The following is a 26,809-nucleotide window of genomic DNA, read 5'->3' as shown; positions in this document are numbered from 1 at the left end:
TGAGCGACTAACTTGGAGGCGTGAGCGCCACCAGAGTCTTCGTCGCCCGTCTCGCCGGGTGCTCCGTCTTCGACCCCGCCGGCGACAAGGTGGGCAAGGTCAGGGACGTCCTCGTCGTCTACCGCCGGGACGACCCGCCTCGGGTGGTCGGCCTGATCGTCGAGGTGCCCGGCAAGCGTCGCGTCTTCGTCAGCATCGGCCGCGTCACGAGCATCGGCTCGGGGCAGATCATCACGAGCGGCACCATCACGCTGCGTCGATTCGAGCAGCGCGGCGGCGAGACCCGCGTCATCGCCGAGATGCTCGGCCGCCGGGTCTCGCTGCGCCGCGACGGCGGCCGCGCCGTCGTCGAGGACGTGGCGATCGACGAGGTCAGCGAGGGCGACTGGGAGATCGGGCAGCTGTTCCTGCGGCGCCCGAAGACCACGCCGTCGCCCTTCGGCAAGGGCCCCACCGCGTTCGCCACGTGGGACGAGGTGACAGAGGAGAACGAGACGGGCGAGGCCCAGAGCGCCGAGCACCTCATCGCCGCCTACTCCGACCTCGTGCCCGCCGACCTCGCCAACACCCTGCTCGACCTGACCCCCGAGCGCCGCCTCGAGGTCGCCTCGGAGCTGTCCGACGACCGTCTCGCCGACGTTCTCGAAGAGCTGCCGGAGGACGAGCAGGTCGAGATCTTCTCCCAGCTCGACGACCAGCGCGCCGCAGGCGTGCTCGACCAGATGCAGCCCGACGACGCCGCCGACCTCATGTCCCAGCTGGGCGACGAGCGCAAGGAGCAGCTCCTCCAGTTGATGGAGCCCGAAGAGGCGGACGACGTCCGCATGTTGCTCAGCTACGACGCCGACACCGCCGGCGGCCTGATGACGACCGAGCCGGTGATCGTCTCGGCCGACGCGACGGTGGCCGAGGGCCTCGCCCTGATCCGACGCCACGAGCTGGCGCCCGCGCTCGGAGCCGCGGTCTGCGTGACGCTGCCGCCGTACGAGCCGCCCACCGGGCGGTTCCTCGGCATGGTGCACTTCCAGCGGATGCTCCGCTACCCGCCCAACGAGAGGCTGGGCACGCTGCTCGACCAGCAGCTCGAGCCGGTCCGCGTCGACGCGACCGCCCTCGAGGTGACGCGCGTCATGGCGACGTACAACCTCGTGAGCGTGCCCGTCGTCGACGCCTCCCACCGCCTCGTCGGGGTGGTGACCATCGACGACGTCCTCGACCACGTGCTGCCCGACGACTGGCGCAGCAACGACCAGGACAGACCGCTCAGCCGGTCGCGGGCACGTGCCCGCCGCGCCCCCCTGACCACGACCCCGACGACGACCACGAGGAGGACCACCGGTGGCACGCGATAACCGCAGCACGGTCCGCCTCGACTCGCCGAAGGGCCTGCGCACCCGGGTGCTGCCGGGACGGCGCCGCGTCGGACGTGACCGCTTCGGCCGTGCCACCGAGGCGATCGCCCGGGCGATGGGCACGCCGCAGTTCCTGCTCGCGCTCACCGGGTTCTGCGTGCTCTGGATGGTCTACAACACCACGGCGCCCGAGAGCATCCGCTTCGACAGCGCCGCGATCGGCTTCACGGCGCTGACGCTGATCCTGTCGCTCCAGGCCTCGTACGCGGCGCCCCTGATCCTCCTCGCGCAGAACCGCCAGGACGACCGCGACCGGGTCCAGTTCGAGCAGGACCGCCAGCGCGCCGAGCGGAACCTCGCCGACACCGAGTACCTCGCCCGCGAGGTCGTGGCGCTGCGGATCGCGATCCGCGACATGGCCAGCAAGGACTTCATCCGTGCCGAGCTGCGCAGCCTGCTCGACGAGATCGACCGCCGCGAGGACGAGTCGGCGACGACGACGGACGACGCGCCCCGTGGCTGACGGCGGCAGCCGCACCGGCACCGGCACCGCCGCAGGCACCGCCGCCGACCGCGTGCGGACCGCGCTCGGCTCGGTGCTCGACCCCGAGATCCGTCGGCCGGTCACCGAGCTCGACATGATCGGCGAGGTGTCGGTCGACGCAGCGGGCGCGGCGACGGTCGCGGTCAAGCTGACCATCGTCGGCTGCCCCGCGGCCGACACCATCGAGCGCGACGTCCGCGCCGCGACGGCCTCGGTCGACGGCGTCACGGACGTGACCGTCGACGTGACCGTCATGACGAAGGAGGAGCGGCACGCCCTCACCGAGAAGCTGCGGGCCGGCCGAGGCGCGCGCGTGCAGCAGTTCGGGCCCGACTCGCTCACCCGCGTCATCGCGGTCACCAGCGGCAAGGGAGGCGTGGGCAAGTCGACCGTGACCGCCAACCTCGCCGTCTCGCTCGCGGCCCGCGGCCTCTCGGTCGGCATCGTCGACGCCGACGTCTACGGCTTCAGCATCCCGGGCCTGCTCGGCCTGGTCGGCCCCGACGGCGCGGCGGTCAAGCCCACGCAGGTCGACGACATGATCCTGCCGCCCGTGGCCCACGGCGTGAAGGTCATCTCGATCGGCATGTTCGTCGACGACTCGTCCGTCGCAGTCGCCTGGCGCGGCCCGATGCTGCACCGCACCATCCAGCAGTTCCTCACCGACGTGTTCTTCGGCGACCTCGACGTGCTGCTGCTCGACCTCCCGCCGGGCACCGGCGACGTCGCCATCTCGGTCGGGCAGCTGCTGCCCCACGCCGAGGTGCTGGTCGTCACGACGCCGCAGCCCGCGGCGGCCGACGTCGCCGAGCGCAGCGGAGTCGTGGCCCGCCAGACCGGCCAGCGCCTCCTGGGCGTGGTCGAGAACATGGCCGGGCTCGCCCAGCCCGACGGCACCGTGCTCGAGCTGTTCGGCACGGGCGGCGGCGCAGAGACCGCGCGCCGCCTCTCGGCGGGGCAGGAGGCCGAGGTGCCGCTGCTCGCCAGCGTGCCGCTCAGCCTCGGCCTGCGCGAGGGCGGCGACCTGGGCGCGCCGGTCGTGGTCGCGGCGCCGGACGACCCGGCGGCCCGGGTCATCGACGCGCTCGCGAGCACCCTCGCGGTGCGCCCGCGCAGCCTCGTCGGCCGGCGTCTCGGCCTCAGCGTCAGCTAGCACCCGGCGCGCGCGTGACGGACGCACGAGAGGCCCCCGTGCAGGTGCACGGGGGCCTCTCGTGTGTCTCGTTCGCTCGCCTCTCGCGGACGGCCACGCTCAGGAGGAGACGTGACTCGCCCGCCTGCGCGTCAGCGGTTCCAGCACGGACCGACGACGCGGGGAGGCGGCGACGAGCCGACTAGGACCAGCGGGTGAAGGTGCGGGTCGGGATGGCGCGGTAGCCGTCACGGGCGACCGAGACGACGGACCCGACGATGCCGATGCTCGCTGCGACGGCCAGGACGATGATTCCGATGAACATTTTCTTCTCTTTGTCTGCGCTGTCGCGCGGTGTGGGCAGGACGATCGACCGCCTCCGGCGACCGGTTCGTGCGGAGGCACGACGACAGGTCTGGCAGGCGGTCGGTCAGCCTCGTTGCGGATGCTCGGGACCAGGTCGACCGAGCAGAGAGGGCATGGGGTCCCTCTGATGACAAGGTCAATCATGCGCCCGGACAAAGCTAAGCACAACCATGCCTTTCTACCGTGACACCGTAGAATCACTACATGGACGTCAAGAGGCTCGAACTGCTCCGCGAACTCGCCGAGCGGGGCAGCATCGCCGCCGTCGCCAAGGCGACGCACCGCACCCCGTCGGCCGTGTCGCAACAGCTGAAGGTGCTCGAACGGGAGGCCGGGGTGGCCCTGACCGAGCGGGTGGGCAGGGGCGTCGTCCTCACCGGCTCCGGCCGTGTCCTCGCCCAGACCGCCACCGACGTCGCCGTCGCACTCGAGCGCGCGCAGGCGGTCTGGGCCGACTTCGTGGCGACGCCGCAGGGCGAGGTGACCCTCGCCACGTTCCCCACCGGTGGGCAGATGCTGTTGCCCGGGCTGCTGCGCACCATCGCCGAGACCCCGGGCCTCACGGTGGTCGCCACCGACCACGACCCGTCGATCCTCGAGTTCGCGGACCTCGCCGCCGACCACGACGTCGTCGTCGCGCACTCCCCCGACGGGCGCGCCTGGCGCGGGCGGGGCCTCGTGACGGTACCGCTGCTGACCGAGCCCCTCGACGTGGCGCTGCCCGCCGACCACCGCCTCGCGGGCCGTGCGTCGCTCTCGCCGGGCGACCTCGAGGGCGAGACGTGGATCGGGGTGCCCACCGACTTCCCGTTCGAGTGGGTCTACCGCGAGATCGAGCGCGTCACGGGCAGCCCCGTGCGCGTCGCGCAGCGCTTCAGCGACACGAAGGTCACCGAGTCGCTCGTGGGGGCCGGCCTCGGCATCGCCGTGCTGCCGAGGTTCACCGCGAAGGAGGCGCGGGACGACATGGTCCTGCTTCCTCTCGAGAGCATCCGTGCCGTCCGCTACGTCTCGGTGCTGATGCGTCGCGACCGAGCGGAACGCCCCTCGGTGCGCCGTGTCGTCGACGCCCTGCGCGCCGAGGCCTCACGGGTCGCCGCGCTGCACGGCGGCGTGTGACGTCGCTATGTCGCCTCTGCGTCCCACGGGGGGACCTCGCCGACCGCGAGCGGCTCGGGCGCCGGCCGCGGACCACCGCCGGGCAGCCCGACGGAGACCGCCGCCGCCGTCGCCGGGGCCATCGCCCCGGACACCGGCTTCGTCGCGGCCTCGGGGGCGTCGAGCAGGGCGTCGCGGATGATGCGTCGGGGGTCGTACTGTCGGGGGTCGAGCTTCTGCCACTCGACCTCGTCGAACTCGGGCCCCATCTCGTCGCGCATGCGGGCCTTCGCGCCGTTCGCCATGTCGCGCAGGCTGCGGACGAGCTGGGCCAGCTTCGAGGCGTAGCCGGGCAGGCGCTCAGGCCCGAGCAGGAACACGGCGAGCACGCCGATCACCAGCAGCTTGTCGAACGTCAGACCGAACAGGGACACGCATGCAGACTAACGTCTGCCCCCGACAGCCAGCCCCTAGGCTTGGGCACCGAGGAGTGAGTGTGTCGCAGATCGAATCGAGCTGGAAGTTCGCGGAAGAACTCGTGACGGAGAGCGGACCGCTGGCCGAGGCTCGGCAGCACTCGCTCGAGGTCGGGGTCGAGGCCGTCTCCCCCGCCGTCGGCGCGCAGCTGGCCGTCGCCACCGCCTCGTCGCGGGCCCGCAGCATCATCGAGATCGGCACCGGGGTCGGCGTCAGCGGCCTCTGGCTGCTCGCCGGTGCGCCCGACGCGACCCTCACCTCCATCGACCGCGAGGTCGAGCACCAGCAGGCCGCTCGTGACGCCTACCTGCGCGGCGGGGTGCCCGCCGCCCGGGTGCGCCTCATCACCGGCCGCGCCGCCGACGTGCTGCCCCGCATGAACGAGAACAGCTACGACGTCGTCTTCGTCGACGCGGACCCCGGCTCCGTCATCGAGTACGTCGAGCACGGGCTCCGCATGGCACGTCCCGGCGGGCTCGTGCTCGTCGCGCACGCCCTGTGGCACGGCGCGGTCGCGAACCCGGCCCGACGCGACGCGACGACGACCGGCTTCCGCACCCTGCTGACCGAGGTGTCCACCTCGCCCGCCGTGATCAGCTCGCTGTCGACGGCCGGCGACGGGCTGCTCCAGCTCGTCAAGCGCTGACGCGAGCGGTCGTCGCGGGCCGACCCGCGCCTCCTGCGCTCCGGGCACGCCGACGCCCCGCCGACCGGACGGTCGACGGGGCGTCGAGGGTGATGCGGGAGGTCGTGCCTAGTCGCCGACGACGTTCGCCAGCGCGTCGTGGAGCTCTCGTGCTTCGTCGTCGTTGACCGACACCACGAGGCGGCCGCCACCTTCGAGCGGAACACGCACGATGATGAGACGGCCCTCCTTCACGGCCTCCATAGGCCCGTCGCCGGTCCTCGGCTTCATGGCTGCCATCAGATAGTCCCCTTTCGCGAAGATTCAGCCTCCATTATCCGTGATCCACACGCTGAGACCTAAACAAGGGGAGGCGTCACCCGGCTCACGGGGGCGTCCAGTCGTACCCGTCCACCCACCAGCACCAGTCGATCCAGAGCCACTGACCCGCGACGAAGAGCAGGACGAGCCCGACGCGCCACGCCCTCGACCTCGGCAGCGCGAGCACGCCGAGCAGCGGGAACAACGGCATCAGCAAGCGCCAGGTGCTCGACTGGGGGAAGAACACGGCGAGCAGGTAGAGGGCGTAGGCGAGGCTCCAGAGCCGCAGGTCGACGCCGAGGCGCCGCCCCCACGGCCCGAGCAGGAGCACCCCGAGGCCCGCCAGCGAGATCACCAGCAGAGCCACCCCCAGACCACCCGGGAACCACCAGTTCGCACCCGCGATCCAGGGGGTGAACGGCACCAGGGGGCCGTGGCCGATGTACGCGGAGCGCCAGGCCAGCTCGGTCTCGGTGTAGGCGTCGAGCCGCCCGGTGACGAGGCCGGCCACGAGCAGCCAGCCGACCCCGAAGACCGCCGTCGCCACCGTGGCCGCTCCCGCGGCGAGCATCTCGCGGCCAGGGAACGGGTCGTCGTGCCGGCGCCACCAGCGCCAGATCGTGTGCAGGCCGAGGGCGAGCGCCAGCGGCAGGGCGCCCGGCCGCGTGAACGACATGACGAGCACCACCGGCAGCATCGCCACGTAGCGTCGCTGCAGCAGCAGCAACAGCGCCGCGCACAGCAGGAAGAGGAACATCGACTCGGCGTAGGCGACCTGCAGCAACGGCGAGAGCGGCGAGGCGCAGAACAGCACCACGCCGAAGAGCGCTGTGCCCTCGGGCAGCACGCGGCGGAGGAGCCTGGAGAACAGGAGGGCCGTGCCGCCCGCGAAGACGGTCGACACGACCACGGCCAAGGTCGCGAAGGAGGCGCCGGTCAGCTCCATGAGACCGCGCACGAGGACGGGGTAGGCGGGCATGAACGCCCAGGCGTTCTCGGCGACGTGGCCCGTCTCGGTGAGCGGCAGCGACGACGGGTACCCGACCACCGCGATGATGTTGTACCAGTGGCCGTCCCAGATGCTGGCGAAGCTCGCGTAGTCCGGGCTCGCGAGGGTCCAGGCGTTGGCGCCCTGGCGCTGCGCGAAGCTGACGAGCAGGGCCGTGCTGACGATGCGTGAGACGACGAAGACGCCGAGCACACGTGCCCACCACGGCAGCAGCCGCCAGCGGACGGTCAGCCAGCGTCGCGCCTCGGAGCGTCGCGCCGCCGGGCGGGTCGACGATGCCGGACGGGTCGACGCCGGACGTGCCGACGACGCCGTGGACGGCCGCGTGGTCAGGCCGTCAGCCACGCACGCAGTCCGCGCTCGTTGTCGAGGATCTGCTGCACCGGCACGCGCTCGTCGTCGTGGTGGGCCAGCAGCGGGTCGCCCGGGCCGTAGTTGACCGCGGGCACGCCGAGGGCGGAGAACCGGGCGACGTCGGTCCAGCCGTACTTGGGCTTCGCCTCCCCGCCGACGGCCTCGAGGAACTGCCGGGCCAGCGGGGCGTCGAGGCCGGGACGGGCGCCCGGAGCCAGGTCGACGATCGTCACGTCGAAGCCGGCGAAGAGCTCGCGCACGTGTTCGACGGCCTCGTCGGCGCTGCGGCTCGGCGCGAAGCGGTAGTTGACGTGCACCATGCACTCGTCGGGGATGACGTTCCCGGCCACGCCGCCCGTGATGCCGACGGCGTTCAGGCCCTCGCGGTAGACGAGCCCGTCGACCTCGACCTCGCGGGCCTCGTAGGCGGCGAGCACGTCGAGGATCGGCGCCGCCGCGTGGATCGCGTTCGACCCGATCCACGAGCGCGCGCTGTGCGACCGGGCGCCGAAGGTGCGGATCTCCGCCCGCAGGTTGCCGTTGCAGCCGCCCTCGACCTCGCTGCGGGTGGGCTCGCCGAGGATGGCGAAGTCGGCCTCGAGGAGGTGCGGGTGCAGCCGTGCGAGCCGCCCCAGCCCGTTGAGGGCGTCGGACACCTCTTCGTGGTCGTACCAGACCCACGTGACGTCGACCACGGGCTCGGTCAGCTCGACCGCGAGGCGGAGGTGGACGGCGCTGCCGGCCTTCATGTCGACGGTGCCGCGGCCCCACAGGTACTCGACCCCGTCGTCGTCGGTCTCGTAGCGCGTCGGCAGGTTGTCGTTCAGCGGCACGGTGTCGACATGGCCGGCGATCACCACGCGGCTGGCACGGCCGAGCTCGGTCCGGGCGACGATCGCGTCGCCGTCGCGGAAGAGCGTGAGGTGGTCGTGGCCCTCGAGCGTCTGCCAGAGGGCGTCGGCCACCGCCTGCTCGTTCCCGGAGACGGACTCGACGTCGCAGAGCTGGCGGGTGACGTCGACGGCGGACACGCTCAGGTCGAAGGGCGGCATGGACCCGAGTGTAGGGCCGGTGCCCGGCAGGTCGCCGGGCGGCGCCTCCCCGCCGCCCTACGATCGAGGGCATGACCACGGACTCCCCCGCCGCCACCCACGCCCACGGGTACGGGCTCGCCACCGTCGCCAGCGACGGCAGCACGCTCGACACCTGGTTCCCCGCCCCGACGCTCGGCCGGCTGCCGGCCGACCGCGACCCCGCCCTCGTCCCGGCCGAGATCGCGGACGCCGCGGGGCCCGACGAGCGCCGGGGCGTCGACCTCGTCCCCGTGACCGTGGAGATCGAGCTGGGCGCGCCTCCGGCGTCCACCCCCGACGCCTACCTCCGCCTGCACCTGCTCAGCCACCTGCTCGTCGCGCCGAACACCATCGACCTCGACGGCGTCTTCGGGCACCTGCCCATCGTCGTCTGGACCAACGCCGGCCCGGTCCACCCCGACGACTTCACCCGCCTCCGCCCGTCGCTGCAGCGCGCGGGCATCGCGACGACGGGCATCGACAAGTTCCCGCGGATGCTCGACTACGTGACGCCCGACCGCGTGCGCATCGCGGACGCCTCGCGAGTGCGACTCGGCGCTCACCTCTCCCCCGGCACCACGGTGATGCACGAGGGGTTCGTCAACTTCAACGCGGGCACGCTCGGCGCCTCGATGGTCGAGGGCCGCATCTCGCAGGGCGTCGTCGTCGGCGACGGGTCGGACATCGGAGGCGGCGCCTCCATCATGGGGACCCTGTCGGGAGGCGGCACCCAGCGCATCACCATCGGCGAGCGCGCGCTGCTCGGCGCCAACGCCGGCATCGGCATCGCGATCGGCGACGACACCGTCGTCGAGGCCGGCCTCTACGTCACGGCGGGCACCAAGGTCGTCGTCGTGGGCGGCACGCCGACGAACGACGGCAAGCAGCAGACGGTCAAGGCCGTCGAGCTCTCGGGCCGCCCGGGGCTGCTGTTCCGCCGCAACTCGGTCACGGGCGCGGTCGAGGTCCTGCCGCGCAAGGGCCACGGCATCACGCTGAACTCGCAGCTGCACGCGTAGCCGCAGGAACACGCGAAAAGGGACAGAGCACCGCCGGGCCCGGCGGTGCTTTGTCCCTTTTCGCCTACGTCTTGCGGACGAGGCGTGTGGCCGCGGCCGAGGCAGGCGCCGGCTAGCGCTGCGGCCAGTCGCGCTGGGTCTCGCCCAGGTAGAGCTGCTGGGGGCGGCCGATCTTGGTCGCGGGATCTTGGTTCATCTCACGCCAGTGGGCGATCCAGCCGGGCAGGCGGCCGATGGCGAAGAGCACCGTGAACATGCGCGGCGGGAAGCCCATCGCCTTGTAGATCACGCCGGTGTAGAAGTCGACGTTGGGGTAGAGCTTGCGCTCGACGAAGTAGTCGTCGGCGAGGGCGATGTCCTCGAGCTCCATGGCGATGTCGAGCAGGTCGTCCTTCACGCCGAGGGCGGCGAGCACCTCGGTCGCGCTCTCTTTCACGAGCCGGGCGCGGGGGTCGAAGTTCTTGTAGACCCGGTGGCCGAAGCCCATCAGCTTGACGCCGTCTTCTTTGTTCTTGACCCGCTCGACGAAGCGCTCGACGCCCTGGCCGCTGTCGCGGATCTCGGCGAGCATCGTGAGGACGGCCTCGTTCGCGCCGCCGTGCAGCGGGCCGTAGAGCGCGCTGATGCCGGCCGAGATCGACGAGAACATGTTCGCCTGCGTCGACCCGACGAGGCGGACCGTCGACGTCGACGCGTTCTGCTCGTGGTCCTCGTGCAGGATCAGGAGGCGCTCCAGCGCCTTCGAGAGGACGGGGTTCACCTCGTACGGCTCGGCCATCGTGCCGAAGTTCAGCTTGAGGAAGTTGTCGACGAAGCTGAGCGAGTTGTCGGGGTACAAGAACGCCTGGCCGAGGCTCTTCTTGTGAGCGTAGGCGGCGATGACCGGCAGCTTCGCGAGCAGGCGGATGGTCTGCAGCTCGACCTGCGCGGGATCGCTGACGCTCATCGAGCCCTCGTAGAACGTGCCGAGGGCGCCGACGGCGCTCGAGAGCACCGACATCGGGTGCGCGCTGTGCGGCAGCGCGTCGAAGAAGCGACGCAGGTCTTCGTGCAGCAGGGTGTGGCGGCGGATGCGGGCGTCGAAGTCGGCCAGCTCGTCGGCGGTCGGCAGCTCGCCGTAGATGAGCAGCCATGCCGTCTCGAGGTAGGTCGAGTTCTCGGCGACCTGCTCGATCGGGTACCCGCGGTAGCGGAGGATGCCCTCGTCACCGTCGATGTAGGTGATCTTCGAGCGGGTCGCGGACGTGTTCACGAACCCCGTGTCGAGGGTCGTGTAGCCCGTCTGCTTGGTGAAGCTCGAGATGTCGATCGACGAGGCACCCTGTGTGCTCGGCACGATCGGGAACTCGGCGCTCCCCCCCGGGAACTGCAGCGTGGCCTTCTGGGCGTCGTTGGCAGGATCAGTCACCCTGTCACCCTAGCGGTCAGCTCCTGAGGCGCTCCACGGCCGCGGCGATCCGCTCGTCGGTCGTCGTGAGGGCGACGCGCACGTGGCGGCCGCCGTCGACGCCGTAGAAGCTGCCGGGCGCGACGAGCACGCCGCGCTCGGCGAACCAGTCCACGCTCGTCCGGCAGTCCTCGTCGCGGGTGGCCCAGAGGTAGAGCCCGGCCTCGCTGTGGTCGATGCGGAAGCCCGCGGCCTCGAGGGCAGGAGCCAGGGCCGCTCGACGGGCCCGGTAGCGCGCCTTCTGCTCACGCACGTGCGCCTCGTCGCCGAGGGCGACCCGCATGGCCTCCTGCACGGGCGCGGGCGGCATGAGGCCCGCGTGCTTGCGCACGGCGAGCAGCTGGCCGATCACGTGGTCGCACCCTGCCACGAACCCGGCCCGGTAGCCGGCGAGGTTCGACTGCTTGCTGAGGGAGTAGACGCTGACGACGCCGCGCAGGTCGTCGCCGACGACCCGGGGGTCGAGGATGCAGGGCGCCGGGCGGTCGGCCCACTCGCCCTCCCAGCCGAGCTCGGCGTAGCACTCGTCGCCCGCCACCACGGCGCCGAGCTCGCGACCGCGCGCCACGACCGCGCGCAGGTGCTCGTGGTCGAGGACCGCGCCGTCGGGGTTGCCGGGGCTGTTCACCCAGATCAGGCGGGTCGACTCGGGCCACTCGGCAGGGTCGTCGCTGGCCAGCACGTCGGCGCCGACGAGCGCCGCGCCGAGGGCGTAGGTGGGGTAGGCCGCGACGGGGTGGACGACGGTGTCGCCGGGGCCGAGGCCGAGCCAGAGCGCCATGCCCGCGATGAGCTCCTTGGAGCCGATGGTGGGCAGGACGTTCGCGTCCTCGAGGCCGGACACGCCCCTCCTGCGCTCGTACCACTCGACGATGGCCGCGCGGAGGGCGGGGGTGCCGGCCACTTGCGGGTAGGCGTGGGCGTCGGTGGCGGCGACCAGCGCCTCCCTCACGACCGCGGGGGTCGGGTCGACGGGCGAGCCGACCGAGAGGTCGACGATGCCGCCCTCGTGCCGACGGGCGACGGCGGCCGCCGCGGCGAGCGAGTCCCAGGGGAAGTCGGGCAGCGACAGCGCCACGATCGGCCGGGGCCTAGGCCTGCGCGCCCTGCGGGGGCAGGGCCGAGATGACGGGGTGGTCCTTGGCGATGACCCCGACCTTCGCGGCGCCGCCGGGCGAGCCGATCTCGTCGAAGAACTCGACGTTGGCCTTGTAGTAGTCGGCCCACTTGTCGGGCAGGTCGTCCTCGTAGTAGATCGCCTCGACGGGGCACACGGGCTCGCAGGCGCCGCAGTCGACGCATTCGTCGGGGTGGATGTAGAGCGAGCGTTCGCCCTCGTAGATGCAGTCGACGGGGCACTCGTCGATGCAGGCACGGTCTTTGACATCCACACAGGGCAGTGCGATCACATACGTCACGTTCGGGGGGTTCCCTTCACCTCGGGCAGAGGGTCCAGCCTATCGCGCCGTCGGCTGGGTGCCGGCGGAGGAGGCGGTCGGCGCGGAGGCGGACTCGGATGCGGTCGACCCGCCGTCGTGCCCGGTGCCCCGCTGGGGCAGGCTCGGCCAGGCGATCACGACCATCGCGATCAGCAGGGGCCCGAAGGTCCACGCGTAGCCGGGGCCGTTCGCCGGCACCAGCGCCGAGCCGCCTGCTCCCGGCTGGGACAGCAGGGCCGCGGCGCCGAGCAGGCCGAGCGCGACGGCGACGGCGACGACCCGGGAGCCGAAGAGGAGCCGCATGCCGGCCAGCAGCGCCGCGGCCATCACCAGCGACAGGACGAGCCCGGACCAGATCGGCGCACCGGCGACGGTGACCGTGCCCTGGTGGGCGACCGTGCCGAGGGCCCCGAAGACGGCTCCCGCGGCGAGGGCGAGCACCGTGGTCGCCACGCGGCCGCCGGTGGTCATGTCGGCGAACTCGGAGGCGCCGGCGGGCCCCGCCGCGCGGGAGTCGGGCTCCGGCACGAAGCGGAACGACTCGCTCGTGCCCACGGGCGTGACGGCGCCGTGGGGGAAGCGGATGCCCGCCGCGCCCCGGGGCAGGTCGACGACCTCGACCTGGGTGCGGTACCGGCGGAGCGCCGCGAGCCGGCGGGCGGTCGACGCGCGGACGTCCACCGTGCGGACGGAGTCGTCGGCGGCGAGCGCCTCTGCCTCGGCCCCCGTCGCCTCCTCGGCGCCGGCGACGACGGCGAAGAAGGGCACCTCGGCCAGGCGCGCGACGCGGACGGCCGCCCGGTTGGCCCGGACGTGGTCGGGGTGGTGGTAGCCGCCGTCCTCGTCGTAGCTGACGATCGCCGTCGGCCGCACCGACTCGACCACGGCCTGGAGGTCGGACACGATCTCGCCGAACTCGGCGGCGCAGAAGGCGGCGCCGTGCAGGTCGGGGGTCGGGCCAGCAACGCCGTCAGAGCGCCAGACCATGCCGCTGTCGCGGTAGACCCGCGCCGGCAGCCCGTGGGTGCGCGCCTCGGGGTCGCCGAGGAACCGGTGGTCGCGGACGCCGAGATCGCGCATCGCCTCGGCGATCTCTCCCTCGCGGTGGGCGGCGAGGGCGGCCTCGTCGCCGCGGAGCCGGGCCAGGTCGTCGGGCATGACCTCGCCGAGCTCGCCGCGGGTGCAGGTGACGATCGTCACCTCGGCGCCGGCGTCGACCAGCGCGGCGATCGTGCCGCCCGTCGCGATCGTCTCGTCGTCGGGGTGCGCGTGCACGAAGAGGACCCGCTCGGCCCGCAGGGCGGAGGGCTGACCAGGGCGGGCGTCGCCCTGGCGGGCATCGGAGGCGGAGCCGAAGTACGTCATCACTGGACAGGATATGCCGCGCCGCACTATGGTCGGTCCGGCCCGGGAAGCTGGTGAGGTTAGCCTAACCAAACTACCCGGACCGGTCGCGGTCACCCCACCGCCGCACGCCCCCTCTCTCGAAAGCCGTCGCCCGTGCTCGCCAACTACCTCATCGGACTCCGCGAGGGCCTCGAGGCCGCCCTCGTCGTAGGCATCCTCATCGCCGCCGTCGTCAAGCTCGGCCGACGGGACGTCCTCCCCCGCCTCTGGCTCGGCGTCGCCGCCGCCGTCGTGCTCTCGCTCGGTCTCGGCGCCGTGCTCACCTTCGGCGCGTACGGCCTCACCTTCCAGGCCCAGGAGATCATCGGCGGCGGCCTCTCGGTCGTCGCCGTCGGGTTCGTCACCTGGATGGTGTTCTGGATGGCCCGCACGGCGCGCAGCATGCGCGGCGAGCTCGAGTCGAGCCTCGACCGCGCGATCGCCGGGGGCGCGTGGGCGGTCGTCGCGCTCGCCTTCCTGTCCGTCGGGCGCGAGGGGATCGAGACCGCGCTCTTCGTCTGGGCGACCGTGCAGTCGACCGGAGGCGGCGAGGCGCCGGTCGTCGGCGCCCTGCTGGGCATCCTCACGGCCGTCGCGATCGAGGTCGCGATCTACCGCGGGGTCGTCCGGCTCGACCTCCGCCGCTTCTTCACCGTCACGGGGTACCTGCTCGTGCTCGTCGCGGCCGGGGTGCTCGCCTACGGAGTGGGAGACCTGCAGGAGGCGGGCGTGCTGCCGGGCCGCACCTCCCTCGCCTTCGACGTCAGCGCCGCCGTGCCCCCGACGAGCTGGTGGGGCACCCTGCTGCAGGGCCTCGTCAACTTCACCCCGACGCCGAGCTGGCTGCAGGCGGGCGTCTGGCTCGCCTACGTCGCCGTCGTCGTCCCGCTCTTCGCGCGCGCCACCCGCAGCCGCTCGACCCGTCCTGCGGAGGCGACCGCCGCCTCCGCCGGGGCTGCCGCCGCCGGCGGCTCCCCCACCGACCGTCCCACCACCCGCACGACCGCAGGAGCACCCCGATGACCCCTCGACCCCTCGCCCTCGTCTCCGGAGCGGCCCTCGTGGCGCTCGCGCTGACCGGCTGCGTCGCGAACTCCCCCGGCGGCGCGGCCACGGCCGGCGCGACCGTCGTCACGGTCGACGGGAACGCCGACGCGTGCTCGCTCTCGGCCACGACGGCGCCGAGCGGCCCCGTCACGTTCACCGTGACGAACACGGGCGACGACAACACCGAGTTCGAGCTGCTCGCCTCCGACGGCCTGCGCATCATCAGCGAGAAGGAGAACATCGGGCCGGGCACCAGCGCCTCGATGACCGTCGCGGTGCAGCCCGGCGACTACGTCACGGCGTGCATCCCCGGCCTCGTCGGCGAGGGCGTCCGCGCCCCGTTCACGGTGACCGACTCGGGCGCCGACGTCACCCCCGTGGGGACCGAGAAGGAGCAGGTCGACGCCGCCGCCGCCGCGTACCTCGGGTACGTGAAGGACCAGGTCGGCCAGCTCGTCCCCGCGACCCAGGCGTTCCTCGACGCGTACACGACCGGCGACGACGACCTGGCACGCAGCCTCTACCCGACGGCCCGCGCCCACTACGAACGCATCGAGCCCGTCGCCGAGTCGTTCGGCGACCTCGACCCGAAGATCGACTTCCGCGAGGCGGACGTCGAGCCCGGCACCGAGTGGACCGGCTGGCACCGGATCGAGAAGGACCTCTGGCAGCCGACCGCCGACGAGAACGGCGGCGAGGCCTACACGCCCCTCACCCCGGACGAGCGCACCCGCTTCGCCGACCTGCTCACGTCGGACACGGCCGAGCTCCAGTCGGCCGTCACGGCGAGCGAGTTCTCGATCAGCATCGACACGATCAGCAACGGCGCCGTCGGCCTGATGGACGAGGTCGCCACCGGCAAGATCACCGGCGAGGAGGAGATCTGGTCGCACACCGACCTCTGGGACTTCCAGGGCAACCTCGAGGGCGCCCGCGTCGCGTACGAGGGCGTGCGCGACATCGTCGCCGACAAGGACCCCGAGCTCGTCGACCGCATCGACACCCGCCTCGCAGCGCTCGAGGACCTGCTCTCGTCCTACGGCAGCCTCGAGACCAGCTACCCCTCGTACACGGAGCTGACCGACGCCGACAAGAAGAAGCTGAGCGACGCCGTCAACGCCCTGAGCGAGCCCCTCAGCGAGCTCACCTCGACCCTGGTCGGTTGACGGGTGCGCGAGGGCGGACGATGACGGACGAGGAGGCGCGGGGCGCGACGGGCGAACAGGCTGCGGGCGGCGAGACCGCCGGTCGGGACGCCCCCGCGCGCGGGCTGTCCCGCCGAGGGCTGCTGGGCCTGATCGGCACCGGCGTCGGCGCGGGCGCCCTGGGCGTCGGGGTCGGGGTCGGCAGCGACCGGGCCCTGCACGCCCACGCGCAGGGCACCTCCGGCGCCGCGGCTCGCTACCCGTTCGCCGGCCGTCACCAGTCGGGCATCACCACCGCCGCGCAGGACAGGCTGCACTTCGCCTCGTTCGACATGGCCGCCGGCACTACGCGGCGAGACCTCGTCGAGCTGCTGCAGGACTGGAGCGCCGCCGCGGCCCGCCTCACGCAGGGCCTCGACGTCAGCGAGGCGGGGGCGACCGGGGGCTCGCCCCTCGCGCCGCCCGACGACACCGGGGAGGCGACGGGGCTGCCCGCCGCCGGGCTCACGATCACGATCGGCTTCGGGCCGACCCTCTTCACCGACGCGACCGGCACCGACAGGTACGGCATCGCCTCGCAGCGGCCCGCCGCGCTCGTCGACCTGCCGCACTTCTCCGGCGACCAGCTCGAGGAGGCGCTGACCGGCGGTGACCTCTGCGTCCAGGCCTGCAGCGACGACCCCCAGGTCGCGGTGCACGCCGTGCGGAACCTCTCGCGCATCGCCTTCGGCCGGGCGTCGCTCCGCTGGTCGCAGCTCGGCTTCGGCCGGACCTCGTCGACGACCCGGGGCCAGTCGACGCCGCGCAACCTGTTCGGGTTCAAGGACGGCACGGCGAACCTGCGCGCCGAGGACGGCGCCGCCGTCGAGCAGGGCGTGTGGGCCGCCGGCAGCGACGGCGCCGACTGGATGGAAGGCGGCTCCTACCTCGTCGCGCGCAAGATCCGCATGACCATCGAGACCTGGGACCACGCCTCGCTCGCCGAGCAGCAGACGGTCGTCGGCCGCGACAAGGGCGAGGGCGCTCCGCTCTCTGGCGGATCCGAGTTCACGGCGCCCGACTTCGCCGCCGCGGCGGCAGACGGCTCCGGCCCGGCCATCGCCGTCGACTCGCACGTGGCGCTCGCCCACCCGGACCAGAACGGCGGGGCGACCCTGCTGCGCCGCGGCTACAACTTCGTCGACGGCAACGACTCGCTCGGACGGCTCGACGCCGGGCTCTTCTTCATCGCGTTCCAGCGCGACCCACGCCGGCAGTTCGTGCCGATCCAGACTGCGCTCGCGCGCGACGACAGGATGAACGAGTACCTGAAGCACGTCGGCTCGGGTCTCTTCGCCGTGCCGCCGGGGGCGAGCCAGGGCGGCTGGGTCGGCGAGACCCTGCTGGGCTGAGCCGCGCCTCCCTCGGCCAGGACGTGACCGGCGGGTGCCGGCCGACCTGCCTGCCTGCCTGCCTGCCTGCTGGCCTGCCTAGACCGGCGTGACGACGTAGGTCGCGACGACGGCGCCGTCCGACGACTGCGTCGTGAGCGTGAGCACCACGCGGTGGGTCGCGCCGGTGAACGTGCCCAGCGCCGTGTCGCCGTCGACGTTCACGCCGCTCGCCGTGTAGCCGGCGCCCTCGAGCTGGGTCTGGGCCGTGGCGAAGTCGTCGAGGCTGCCGACCGTCAACTGAGCGACCCAGCCGGTGCCGTCGGGACCCGCTCCCCCGCCGCGGACCGTGCCGTCGAGCAGGGGCACGTCGGCGGGGAACGAGTCGGGCAGGGTGCCGTCGGTCGACACGCTCGCGCCGCCGAGCACGTCGCCCACCGCGTCCTCGACGGTGCCGCGCACGCTCTCGACGCCCTGGTCGACGGCGCTGCCCACGATGTTGTCGACCATCGAGCCCTCGCCGCAGGCGGTGAGGCCGACGACGACCCCGCCGGCCAGCAGCAGGGCCGAGGCGGAGCGGACGAGACGGGTGCGGGGGGTGCGGGTCAGCGTGGTCACGGCGACGACCGTAGCGCCCGCCGCTGTGCGGCACCGTGGAACGTGCGCCGCCTGCAGCCACCCAATTCACGTCGAGGGCGGGTCAGCTGTGCCGAGGGCGGGTCGCCGGCTACCCGCCCTCGGCGACGATGACCCGCCCTCGACGGATTCCGCGGACAGGGCGATGCCGGGTGGGTGCTCGGGTTGCAGGGCGGACAGCGAAGGAGGCGCCCCGCACTGGTGCGGGGCGCCTCCTTCGTGACCTGGCCGGGTCGGCCAGAGCGGGTGCTGGCTACGCGTTCTGCTTCTTCAGGCGAGCCGTGCTGCGCTGGCGAGCGCTGGCGTCGAGCTCGACCTTGCGGATGCGGATCGCATCGGGGGTGACCTCGACGCACTCGTCGTCACCGGCGAACTCGAGCGCCTCCTCGAGCGAGAGCACCTTGGAGGGCGTCATCGACTCGAAGTTGTCGGCGGTCGACTGACGCATGTTGGTCAGCTTCTTCTCCTTGGTGATGTTGACGTCCATGTCGTCGGCGCGCGAGTTCTCGCCCACGACCATGCCCTCGTAGACCTCTTCGGTCGGCTGCACGAAGAACGTCATGCGCTCCTGCAGGTTGATGATCGCGAAGGGCGTGACGACGCCGGAGCGGTCGGCGATGATCGAGCCGTTGGTGCGGGTCGAGATCTCGCCGGCCCACGGGCCGTAGCCGTGGCTGATGCCGTTGGCGATGCCGGTGCCGCGCGTGTCCGTGAGGAACTGCGTGCGGAAGCCGATCAGGCCGCGCGAGGGGACGATGAACTCCATGCGGACCCAGCCCGAGCCGTGGTTCGCCATGTTCTCCATGCGGCCCTTGCGGGCAGCCATCAGCTGCGTGATGGCGCCGAGCCACTCGTCGGGCACGTCGATCGTCATGTGCTCGAACGGCTCCTGGAGCTTGCCGTTCTCGTCACGACGGGTGACGACCTGGGGCTTGCCGACGGTGAGCTCGAAGCCCTCGCGACGCATCTGCTCGACGAGGATGGCCAGCGCGAGCTCGCCGCGACCCTGGACCTCCCACGCGTCGGGGCGTCCGATGTCGACGACCTTGAGCGAGACGTTTCCGATCAGCTCACGGTCGAGGCGGTCCTTGACCATGCGGGCGGTCAGCTTGTGCCCCTTGACCTTGCCGATGATGGGCGACGTGTTGGTGCCGATCGTCATCGAGATGGCGGGGTCGTCGACCGTGATGGTCGGCAGCGGCCGCACGTCGTCGGGGTCGGAGAGGGTCTCGCCGATGGTGATGGTGTCGAAGCCGGCGACCGCGACGATGTCGCCGGGGCCCGCGCTCTCGGCCGGGTAGCGGCTGAGGGCCTTCGTGATGAGCAGCTCGGTGATGCGGGCGTTCGCGACCGTGCCGTCGGCCTTGACCCAGGCGACGGTCTGGCCCTTCTTCAGGGTGCCGTGGAACACGCGGAGGAGCGCGAGACGACCGAGGAACGGCGAGGCGTCGAGGTTGGTGACGTGCGCCTGCAGCGGGTGCTCGTCGTCGTAGGTCGGCGCGGGCACGTGCGTGAGGATCGCGTCGAACAGCGGCTCGAGGTCGTCGTTGTCGGGCAGCGAGCCGTCGGCGGGCTTGTTGACGGACGCGGCGCCGTTGCGACCGGACGCGTAGACGACGGGCACGTTGAGGATGGCGTCGAGGTCGAGGTCGTCGACCTCTTCGCTCAGGTCGCTGGCGAGGCCGAGGAGCAGGTCCTGGCTCTCGGCGACGACCTCGTCGATGCGCGCGTCGGGACGGTCGGTCTTGTTGACCAGCAGGATGACGGGGAGCTTGGCCGCGAGGGCCTTGCGGAGCACGAAGCGCGTCTGGGGCAGGGGGCCCTCGGACGCGTCGACCAGCAGGACGACGCCGTCGACCATGGACAGGCCGCGCTCGACCTCGCCGCCGAAGTCGGCGTGGCCGGGGGTGTCGATCACGTTGATGGTGATCGGGCCGTCGGTCGCGTGGGCACCGTTGTAGAGCACCGCGGTGTTCTTCGCGAGGATCGTGATGCCCTTCTCGCGCTCGAGCTCGTTCGAGTCCATCATGCGGTCTTCGGTGTCGAAGTGCGCGTCGAACGAGTTCGTCTGCTTGAGCATGGCGTCGACGAGGGTCGTCTTGCCGTGGTCGACGTGGGCCACGATCGCCACGTTGCGCAGGTCGCTGCGGATGGCAGTCGCCATGGATGTATTCCTTACGAGAAGAGTCAGGGGGAGGTGGTCGGGACGGGGCCCGGCGGGAACAGTCTACGGCACGTGGTAAAGGGGCCCTCCCCCGTGCTCTCGGCACGGTCGGAGGGCCCCTTCACGGGCTCGCTGCCGGGTGTCGGCCGCTCAGCGGCCGAACTCGAACTGCGCGCCCGGGATGGCCTCGAGCAGCTCGCGGGTGTACTGCTGCGACGGGTTCGCGAAGATCTCGTCGGTGGTGCCCGACTCGACGATCCGGCCCTTCTGCATGACGCAGACGTTGTCGGCGATGAGCCGGACGACCGCGAGGTCGTGCGTGATGAAGAGGTACGTCAGGCCCAGCTCGGTCTGCAGGTCGGTGAGCAGGTCGAGCACCTGCCCCTGCACGAGCACGTCGAGGGCCGAGACGGCCTCGTCGAGCACGATCACGTCGGGCTTGAGCGCGAGCGCCCTCGCCACCGCGATGCGCTGACGCTGTCCGCCCGAGAGCTCGCCCGGGTAGCGGTTGATCATCGAGACCGGCAGCGAGACCTGGTTCAGCAGCTCGTGCACCCGGGCCTGGCGGCTCTTGTGGTCGCCGATGCCGTGCGTGACGAGCGGCTCGGCGATCGTGTTCCCGACGCTGTACATCGGGTCGAGCGAGCCGTACGGGTCCTGGAAGACCGGCTGCACGCGCCGACGGAACCCGAAGAGCTCCGAGCCCTTCAGCGCCCCGACGCTCTGGCCGTCGATCTTCACGGTGCCCGAGGTGATGCCCTCGAGCTGCAGCACCAGCTTGGCCACGGTCGACTTGCCCGAGCCCGACTCGCCGACGAGAGCCGTCGTCGTGCCGCGCGGGATCGAGAACGAGACGTCGTCGACGGCCCGCAGCTCGGTGGTCTTGAAGCCGCCCTGGCGGATCGCGTAGACCTTCGAGAGGTTCTCGACCTTGATGAACTCGGCGTTCGTGCGGCCGAGCTCCTCGCGCTGACGGGCACGGGCGATCAGGTCGGCGTCGTCGGCGCCCTCGTCGCTGACCTCGCCCGCGTGGCTGTGCGTGGGCTCGATCGTCGACTGGATCCGACGGCTGGCGAGGCTGGGGGCCGCCGCGACCAGGCGCTTCGTGTAGGGGTGCTGGGGGTTGGCCAGGATCTCCTTCGAGGGACCGGACTCGACCACGCGGCCCTTGTACATGACCACGAGCTTCTCGGCGCGCTCGGCCGCGAGGCCGAGGTCGTGCGTGATGAAGAGCACCGAGGTGCCGTAGTCGCGCGTCAGCGTCTCGAGGTGGTCGAGGATGCGCCGCTGCACGGTCACGTCGAGGGCCGAGGTCGGCTCGTCGGCGATGAGCAGCTTGGGGTGCGACGAGAGGCCGATCCCGATCAGCACGCGCTGGCGCATGCCGCCCGAGAACTGGTGGGGGAACTGTTTGAGGCGCTGGTCGGCGTCGCCGAGCCCCGCCTCCTGCAGCACCTCGATCGCTCTCTGCCGGACCGCCTGCTTGCCGGTGGCGACGCCGTTCGCACGGATCGCCTCCTCGACCTGGAAGCCGATGCTCCACACGGGGTTGAGGTTCGACATCGGGTCCTGCGGGACGTAGCCGATGTCGCGACCGCGGATCGCCTGCATCTCGGCGGCGGAGGCCTTCGTGAGGTCCTTGCCCTCGAAGAGGATCTGACCGCCCGTGACCTCTCCCGTGCCGGGCAGGAGGTCGATGATCGAGGTCGCGGTGGTCGACTTGCCCGAGCCGGACTCGCCCACGATGGCGAGGCGCTCGCCCGGCATCATCGTGAAGTCCACGCCGCGGACGGCGTCGACGTAGCCCGACTGGGTGCGGAACCCGATCTTCAGGCCCTTGATCTCGAGCAGGGGCGTCGCGCCGGAGGCGGTGGTCGCCTCGGCGGGTCGGGTGGAGGTGTCGCTCATCGACGGGCCCTCGCCTTCGGGTCGAGGGCGTCGCGCACGACGTCGCCCATCATCAGGAACGACAACACGGTCAGGCTCAGCGCGGCGGCCGGCCAGATCAGCGGCATGGGGGCGACGCGCAGGGACGACCGGGCGGCGTTGATGTCGTTGCCCCAGGACATGACGCCACGGGGCAGGCCGATGCCGAGGAACGACAGCGTGGCCTCCGCCACGATGAACGTGCCGAGCGACACGGTCGCGACGACGATCACCGGGGTGATCGCGTTCGGCACGACGTGGCGCACGAGGATGCGGAATCGTGACACGCCGAGAGCCGTGGAGGCCATCACGTAGTCGCTGCTCTTCGCGCCGAGCACCGAGCCGCGCATGATGCGCGCGATCTGCGGCCAGGCGAAGAGCGAGAGCACGAGAGCGACGGTCAGCGGCGTGCGCGAGGGCAGCACCGACATGAGCACGATCGCGCCGAGCACGGTGGGGATGGCGAAGAAGATGTCGCCGATGCGCGAGACGATCGCGTCGAGCCAGCCGCCGTAGTACCCGGCGAGCGAGCCGATCACGATGCCGACGATCGTCACGATGACGGTCGCCAGCAGCCCCACGGTGAGGGACGCGCGCGTGCCGTAGATGACGCGGGCGTACACGTCGAGGCCCTGCAGGGTGAACCCCATCGGGTGCCCGGCCTCGGGGCCGTCGTTGCTCGACTGCAGGTCGGCGCCGCTGGTCGGCGACGTCGACGTGAACAGCTGCGGGAAGACCGCGACGACGATGACGAGCAGGATCAGCACCGCGGAGATCCAGAACAGCGGGCGCGTCTTCATCGCGTCCCACGCGTCGTTCCAGCTCGAACGGGGCTTCTCGGACTCGTCGACGGCGTCGACCGCCTTGAGCGGGGTCTCCTCGAGGGGGGCGACGTAGTGGTCGGGCGAGAGACCGGGGGTCGGGTTACTTGGCATAGCGGATCCTCGGGTCGAGAACGGCGTAGAGCAGGTCGACGAGCAGGTTGGCCAGCATGAAGATGATGACCATCACGGCCACGAACGAGACGACGGTGGGGCCCTCGCCGAGGGTGATGGCACGGTAGACGGTGCCTCCCACTCCCTGGATGTTGAAGATGCCCTCCGTGACGATCGCGCCGACCATGAGCGAGCCGATGTCGACGCCCAGGTAGGTGACGACCGGGACGAGCGAGTTGCGCAGGATGTGCACGCCGACGACGCGTCGTCGGGTCAGGCCCTTGGCCGTCGCCGTGCGGACGAAGTCGGCGCTCATGTTCTCGGACACGGAGGCGCGGGTGAGCCTCACGATGTAGGCGAACGACACCGACGCCAGCACGATCGCGGGCAGGACGAGCTCGTTCCAGGGTGCCTGCGAGCTCACAGTCGTCCGGAACAGGCCGAGCTGGATGCCGAACACGTACTGCAGCACGAAGCCGATGACGAACGTGGGCACCGAGATGAGGAGCAGCGACACGACCAGCGCGCTGTTGTCGAAGATCTTGCCCTTGCGGAGGCCGGCGACGAGGCCGACCAGGATGCCGAGGACGGACTCGAACAAGAGGGCGAGCATCGCGAGGCGGAACGTGATCGGGAAGGCACGGACCAGCTCGTCGATGACGGGCCGACCGGAGAACGTGGTGCCGAGGTCACCCGTGAAGAGTCCGCCCACGTAGAGCAGGTACTGCACGATGAACGGCTTGTCGAGGTTGTACTGGGCGCGGATGGCCTCGATGACCGCCGGGCTCGGCTGCTTCTCGCCGAAGAGCGCCGCGACGGGGTCGCCCGGCAGGGCGAAGACCATGAAGTAGATGAGGAACGTCGCCCCGAAGAAGACGGGGATCAGCTGGAGGAGGCGCCGGCCGGTGTACCAGAGCATCAGGCCGCCTCGGATTTCTGCGCGTGCATGGATGTCGCAATCGTGTGGAGGAAGAGGTGGACGCCCTTCGGGGGGCCCGGGACAGGATGACCTGCCCGGACCCCCCGGGGACGAGGAGAGAGGCTACGCCGCTCTCGGTGCGACTAGTTCTTGGTGACCTCGTAGAAGAGGGGCACCGAGTTCCAGCCGAACTCCACGTTGCTGACCGTGTCGGCCCAGACGCCCGTGACGTTCGAGTACCACAGCGGGACGACGGGCAGGTCCTGGAACAGGACCTCCTGTGCCTTCTGGAAGTCGGCGGTCGCGTCGTCCGCCGACGAGGCGGCGGAGCCCTCGGCGAGCAGGCCGTCGAACTCGGTGCTGGTGTAGCGGCCGTAGTTCGAGCCGGCACCGGTCTGGTACAGCGGCGAGAGGAAGTTGTACAGCGACGGGTAGTCGGCCTGCCATCCGGAACGGAAGGCGCCGGTCATGGCGTCGTTGTCCTCGTCGTCGAGCAGCTCGGCGAAGGTCGGGTAGGACTGACCCTCGGCCTTGATGCCCAGGGTGTCGGAGATGCTGTTCGTCGCGGCGTCGACCCAGTTCTGGTGGCCGCCGTCGGCGTTGTAGGCGAGGGTGAACGTCGTGTCGCCGTAGGGCGAGATGGCGTCGGCCTCGGCCCACAGCTCCTTGGCCTTGTCCGCGTCGTACGAGAGCACGTCAGAGCCCTCGAGGTCGTCCGAGTAGCCGTCGATGACCGGCGACGTGAAGTCCTTCGCCGGCGTACGGGTGCCCTGGAAGATGACGTCGGTGATGTCGTCACGGTTGATCGAGAGCGAGATGGCCTGGCGGCGCAGCTTGCCCTCCTCCGTCGTGCCGTCGAAGTGCTCGAGGTACTGCGGGATGGTGAACGACTGGAAGATCGCCGCGGGCTGGTTGGCGAAGCGGTCCGGGAAGTCGCTCTGGTACGACGCGAACTGCGCGTCGGGAACGGCGTCGAGGATGTCGAGGTTGCCCGACAGCGCGTCGGCGTAGGCCGCGTCCTGCGTGGTGTAGAACGTGATCGTCAGACCGCCGTTGACGGGCTTGCGCGGGCCGTCGTAGTCGGGGTTCGTGACGAGCTTGATGTCCTGGTTGTGGGTCCAGGCGCCTTCGCTCTCGAGCTTGTACGGGCCGTTGCCGACGGGGTTCTCGCCGAACGCGTCGACGTCGTCGTAGAACGACTCGGGCAGCGGCGAGAAGGCCGAGTAGCCGAGACGGAGGGGCCAGTCGGCGGCGGGCGCGGACAGCTCGGCCGTGAACTCGGTGTCGCTGACGACCTCGAGCTGGAGGTCGCTGTCGGCTTCGGCGTCGTAGCCGGCGATGTTGTCGAAGAAGTACGAGGCGCTCTGCGCGTTCGAGACCTGAGCGGCCCAGTTCCAGGCCTTCGTGAACGACTCGGACGTGACCGGGGTGCCGTCGGTGAAGGTCTGGCCGTCCTTCAGCGTGATGGTCCAGAGCTGGTTGTCGTCGGACTCGATCGACTCGGCGGCGTCCATCTCGGACTCGCCGTCGGCGTTGTACGAGACGAGGCCCGCGAACACGGAGTCGATGATCTTGCCGCCGCCGACCTCGGTGGTGTTCGAGGGGACGAGCGGGTTCTGAGGCTCGTTGCCGTTGGTGGTGATGATGGCGCTGGAGTCGCCCGAGCCGCTGTCGCCCGAGTCCCCACCGCTGGCGCAACCCGTGAGGACGAGTGCTGCCGTCCCCACGACGGCGATGGCCCCGAGGCCCATGCGCGTCTTCTTCAATGTTCCTCCTGATGCGGGAAAGGACGCAGCGGGGCCCCCATGAGCCTCGCCGCGTTGGATGCAGTCACCCTAAGCACCGGGCTCAGCCATCTCCAAACCCCTGGCGCAACGGTTACACGACGGAAACCAACTCGCCGGATCTTTGCGTACACGGGCGATCCGTTGCGCGGCAGCCGCCAGAAGCGCAAGGATCCGCTGCGAGAAATCAGACACCTGCCGGGTATCATCCGCAGCCGGCGGGGGCGTCCCGTACGATCGGCGCGTGAGCGACAGAGACGACACGCTACCCGCATCGCCAGGGCCGACGCCACGGGACGGCGGTGCCGGCCCCCTCGTGGCCGGGCCGGGGCAGCCGGGGCGGTCGCGCCTCCGGGTCGAGGTCGCGATCGTGCTCGGCCTCTCGCTCGGCGCCTCGGCCGTCTACTCGGTCCTGTCGATCGCCAACCGGCTGACCCGCGCCGAGTCCTTGTCGCAACAGACCGCGACGCTGAACTCGTCCCTCAGCGACCGGCCGGTCTTCGACCTGATCTACCAGCTGGTGGGCATCGCCGTCGACCTCGTCCCCGTGGCGCTCGTGGCCTACCTACTGTGGAGCGAGGCCCGCCCGCACCTCGGCCGCCTCGGCGTCGACTTCTCCCGCGCCGGCCGCGACGTGCTCGGCGGAGCCGGCCTGGCCCTCGCCATCGGCATCCCGGGGATCGGGCTCTACCTCGTCGGCAAGGCGCTCGACCTGACCGTGACCGTGGTGCCCACCGACCTCGCCGCCGAGTGGTGGACCGTGCCCGTGCTGCTCCTGTCGGCCCTGCGGGCCGGAGTGACCGAGGAGGTCATCGTCGTCGCCTACCTCTTCGCCCGACTCCGGGACCTCGGCTGGCGCACCTGGCCGATCATCGTCGCGGCCGCCCTGCTCCGCGGCAGCTACCACCTCTACCAGGGCTTCGGCGCCTTCGTCGGCAACGTCGTGATGGGACTCGTCTTCGGCTGGCTCTACACGCGGACCGGCCGGGTGCTGCCGCTCGTCGTCGCCCACCTCCTGATGGACGCGGCCGTGTTCGTCGGCTACCCGTGGGCGGCGGCGACGTTCCCTGCCGCCTTCGGCCTGCCCGGCTGACCGGAGGAGGCGGCAGGCGGGACGAGAGGCGTGGCCGCCCCCGGCCACGCCGACGCCGATCTGCGCCGACTTGCCTCGACCGCTGCCGGCGCCCCTTGACACCCGTTCGGGGGGAGCGTGTCATGGACTCGAGCGCCACACGGACTCG

At 71.5% G+C, this 26,809-nt stretch carries 25 protein-coding genes; 10 read left to right on the top strand and 15 right to left on the bottom strand.

Features of this window, described 5'->3' with window-relative positions; translation table 11 throughout:
- Positions 1 to 20: 20 nt before the first annotated feature.
- From ES689_RS10980 to ES689_RS10970, 3 genes are read left to right on the top strand one after another with little or no spacing between them, the layout of a single operon-like run.
- Positions 21 to 1,352, top strand: a complete 1,332-nt coding sequence (locus ES689_RS10980) for a magnesium transporter MgtE N-terminal domain-containing protein (RefSeq protein WP_146904219.1) — start codon at positions 21 to 23, stop codon at positions 1,350 to 1,352.
- Entirely contained in the window at positions 1,339 to 1,875 is a 537-nt protein-coding gene (locus ES689_RS10975; protein WP_146904216.1) for a DUF1003 domain-containing protein, read from the top strand. Before ES689_RS10980 ends, ES689_RS10975 begins: the two co-directional genes overlap by 14 nt.
- The gene (locus ES689_RS10970) at positions 1,868 to 3,049 is read left to right on the top strand and encodes a P-loop NTPase (RefSeq protein ID WP_223269540.1); all 1,182 of its coding nucleotides are present in this window, start codon (positions 1,868 to 1,870) and stop codon (positions 3,047 to 3,049) included. The genes ES689_RS10975 and ES689_RS10970 overlap by 8 nt, the downstream gene beginning before the upstream one ends.
- Positions 3,050 to 3,230: 181 nt before the next feature.
- Here the strand turns inward: ES689_RS10970 and ES689_RS16005 are convergent, their stop codons facing one another.
- Entirely contained in the window at positions 3,231 to 3,353 is a 123-nt protein-coding gene (locus ES689_RS16005) for a hypothetical protein (RefSeq protein WP_255515952.1), read from the bottom strand.
- Positions 3,354 to 3,598: 245 nt separating this feature from the next.
- Here ES689_RS16005 and ES689_RS10965 point away from each other — a divergent pair, with 245 nt between their 5' ends.
- Complete coding sequence (locus ES689_RS10965) at positions 3,599 to 4,513, top strand: LysR family transcriptional regulator (protein ID WP_146904213.1); 915 nt, start codon at positions 3,599 to 3,601, stop codon at positions 4,511 to 4,513.
- A gap of 5 nt (positions 4,514 to 4,518) precedes the next feature.
- Here ES689_RS10965 and ES689_RS10960 read toward each other — a convergent pair whose 3' ends face one another.
- A complete protein-coding gene (locus ES689_RS10960) occupies positions 4,519 to 4,920 on the bottom strand; it encodes a Sec-independent protein translocase TatB (protein WP_123548342.1) in 402 nt (133 codons plus the stop codon).
- Positions 4,921 to 4,988: 68 nt separating this feature from the next.
- On the opposite strand from ES689_RS10960, the gene ES689_RS10955 reads away from it, so the two are divergent.
- A complete protein-coding gene (locus ES689_RS10955; protein WP_146904210.1) occupies positions 4,989 to 5,615 on the top strand; it encodes an O-methyltransferase in 627 nt (208 codons plus the stop codon).
- Between the two features lie 108 nt (positions 5,616 to 5,723).
- Here ES689_RS10955 and ES689_RS10950 read toward each other — a convergent pair whose 3' ends face one another.
- The 3 genes from ES689_RS10950 to dapE all read right to left on the bottom strand — a co-directional run bounded on the left by ES689_RS10950 (position 5,724) and on the right by dapE (position 8,330).
- The gene (locus ES689_RS10950) at positions 5,724 to 5,894 is read right to left on the bottom strand and encodes a DUF3117 domain-containing protein (protein ID WP_123548132.1); all 171 of its coding nucleotides are present in this window, start codon (positions 5,892 to 5,894) and stop codon (positions 5,724 to 5,726) included.
- An 85-nt stretch (positions 5,895 to 5,979) separates the two neighbouring features.
- Entirely contained in the window at positions 5,980 to 7,269 is a 1,290-nt protein-coding gene (locus ES689_RS10945; protein ID WP_223269539.1) for a hypothetical protein, read from the bottom strand.
- Positions 7,254 to 8,330, bottom strand: a complete 1,077-nt coding sequence (gene dapE, locus ES689_RS10940; RefSeq protein WP_146904207.1) for a succinyl-diaminopimelate desuccinylase — start codon at positions 8,328 to 8,330, stop codon at positions 7,254 to 7,256. The genes ES689_RS10945 and dapE overlap by 16 nt, the downstream gene beginning before the upstream one ends.
- Before the next feature lie 71 nt (positions 8,331 to 8,401).
- Here dapE and dapD point away from each other — a divergent pair, with 71 nt between their 5' ends.
- A complete protein-coding gene (gene dapD, locus ES689_RS10935; protein WP_146904203.1) occupies positions 8,402 to 9,370 on the top strand; it encodes a 2,3,4,5-tetrahydropyridine-2,6-dicarboxylate N-succinyltransferase in 969 nt (322 codons plus the stop codon).
- A 112-nt stretch (positions 9,371 to 9,482) separates the two neighbouring features.
- Here dapD and ES689_RS10930 read toward each other — a convergent pair whose 3' ends face one another.
- From ES689_RS10930 to ES689_RS10915, 4 genes are read right to left on the bottom strand one after another with little or no spacing between them, the layout of a single operon-like run.
- Positions 9,483 to 10,778, bottom strand: coding sequence for a citrate synthase (locus ES689_RS10930; protein WP_146904200.1), 1,296 nt, complete (start codon positions 10,776 to 10,778; stop codon positions 9,483 to 9,485).
- A 16-nt stretch (positions 10,779 to 10,794) separates the two neighbouring features.
- Entirely contained in the window at positions 10,795 to 11,895 is a 1,101-nt protein-coding gene (dapC, locus tag ES689_RS10925) for a succinyldiaminopimelate transaminase (protein ID WP_146904199.1), read from the bottom strand.
- Positions 11,896 to 11,908: 13 nt separating this feature from the next.
- On the bottom strand, positions 11,909 to 12,235 hold the full coding sequence (gene fdxA, locus ES689_RS10920; protein ID WP_146904195.1) for a ferredoxin: 327 nt from the start codon (positions 12,233 to 12,235) through the stop codon (positions 11,909 to 11,911).
- Between the two features lie 39 nt (positions 12,236 to 12,274).
- Complete coding sequence (locus ES689_RS10915) at positions 12,275 to 13,621, bottom strand: PIG-L family deacetylase (protein WP_146904192.1); 1,347 nt, start codon at positions 13,619 to 13,621, stop codon at positions 12,275 to 12,277.
- 135 nt (positions 13,622 to 13,756) lie between these two features.
- Here ES689_RS10915 and efeU point away from each other — a divergent pair, with 135 nt between their 5' ends.
- The 3 genes from efeU to efeB are packed head-to-tail and all read left to right on the top strand — an operon-like array spanning position 13,757 to position 17,225.
- Positions 13,757 to 14,665: an iron uptake transporter permease EfeU gene (efeU, locus tag ES689_RS10910; RefSeq protein ID WP_146904189.1), complete on the top strand. Its 909-nt coding sequence runs from the start codon at positions 13,757 to 13,759 to the stop codon at positions 14,663 to 14,665.
- Complete coding sequence (gene efeO / locus ES689_RS10905) at positions 14,662 to 15,855, top strand: iron uptake system protein EfeO (RefSeq protein WP_146904186.1); 1,194 nt, start codon at positions 14,662 to 14,664, stop codon at positions 15,853 to 15,855. Before efeU ends, efeO begins: the two co-directional genes overlap by 4 nt.
- A 20-nt stretch (positions 15,856 to 15,875) precedes the next feature.
- Positions 15,876 to 17,225 carry an iron uptake transporter deferrochelatase/peroxidase subunit gene (gene efeB / locus ES689_RS10900; protein WP_146904183.1) on the top strand — a complete coding sequence of 450 codons (1,350 nt, stop codon included), beginning with the start codon at positions 15,876 to 15,878 and terminating at the stop codon, positions 17,223 to 17,225.
- Positions 17,226 to 17,303: 78 nt separating this feature from the next.
- Here efeB and ES689_RS10895 read toward each other — a convergent pair whose 3' ends face one another.
- From ES689_RS10895 to ES689_RS10870, 6 genes are all read right to left on the bottom strand, one after another.
- A complete protein-coding gene (locus ES689_RS10895) occupies positions 17,304 to 17,822 on the bottom strand; it encodes a hypothetical protein (protein WP_146904180.1) in 519 nt (172 codons plus the stop codon).
- A gap of 271 nt (positions 17,823 to 18,093) precedes the next feature.
- On the bottom strand, positions 18,094 to 20,004 hold the full coding sequence (gene typA, locus ES689_RS10890) for a translational GTPase TypA (RefSeq protein ID WP_123548121.1): 1,911 nt from the start codon (positions 20,002 to 20,004) through the stop codon (positions 18,094 to 18,096).
- A gap of 150 nt (positions 20,005 to 20,154) precedes the next feature.
- On the bottom strand, positions 20,155 to 21,912 hold the full coding sequence (locus ES689_RS10885; RefSeq protein ID WP_146904177.1) for an ABC transporter ATP-binding protein: 1,758 nt from the start codon (positions 21,910 to 21,912) through the stop codon (positions 20,155 to 20,157).
- On the bottom strand, positions 21,909 to 22,865 hold the full coding sequence (locus ES689_RS10880) for an ABC transporter permease (protein ID WP_146904174.1): 957 nt from the start codon (positions 22,863 to 22,865) through the stop codon (positions 21,909 to 21,911). Before ES689_RS10880 ends, ES689_RS10885 begins: the two co-directional genes overlap by 4 nt.
- Positions 22,855 to 23,784 (bottom strand): ABC transporter permease, encoded by a 930-nt coding sequence (locus ES689_RS10875; protein ID WP_146904172.1) that lies wholly within the window; start codon positions 23,782 to 23,784, stop codon positions 22,855 to 22,857. The genes ES689_RS10880 and ES689_RS10875 overlap by 11 nt, the downstream gene beginning before the upstream one ends.
- A gap of 143 nt (positions 23,785 to 23,927) precedes the next feature.
- On the bottom strand, positions 23,928 to 25,550 hold the full coding sequence (locus ES689_RS10870) for an ABC transporter substrate-binding protein (RefSeq protein WP_146904169.1): 1,623 nt from the start codon (positions 25,548 to 25,550) through the stop codon (positions 23,928 to 23,930).
- A gap of 334 nt (positions 25,551 to 25,884) precedes the next feature.
- On the opposite strand from ES689_RS10870, the gene ES689_RS10865 reads away from it, so the two are divergent.
- Positions 25,885 to 26,661, top strand: a complete 777-nt coding sequence (locus tag ES689_RS10865) for a CPBP family intramembrane glutamic endopeptidase (RefSeq protein WP_146904897.1) — start codon at positions 25,885 to 25,887, stop codon at positions 26,659 to 26,661.
- Positions 26,662 to 26,809 lie beyond the last annotated feature (148 nt).

Source organism: Frigoribacterium sp. ACAM 257 (assembly GCF_007954365.1).
Classification (GTDB): domain Bacteria; phylum Actinomycetota; class Actinomycetes; order Actinomycetales; family Microbacteriaceae; genus Frigoribacterium.
Note: the sequence above shows the minus strand (reverse complement) of the source record. Positions and strands in the feature narration are given on the sequence as shown.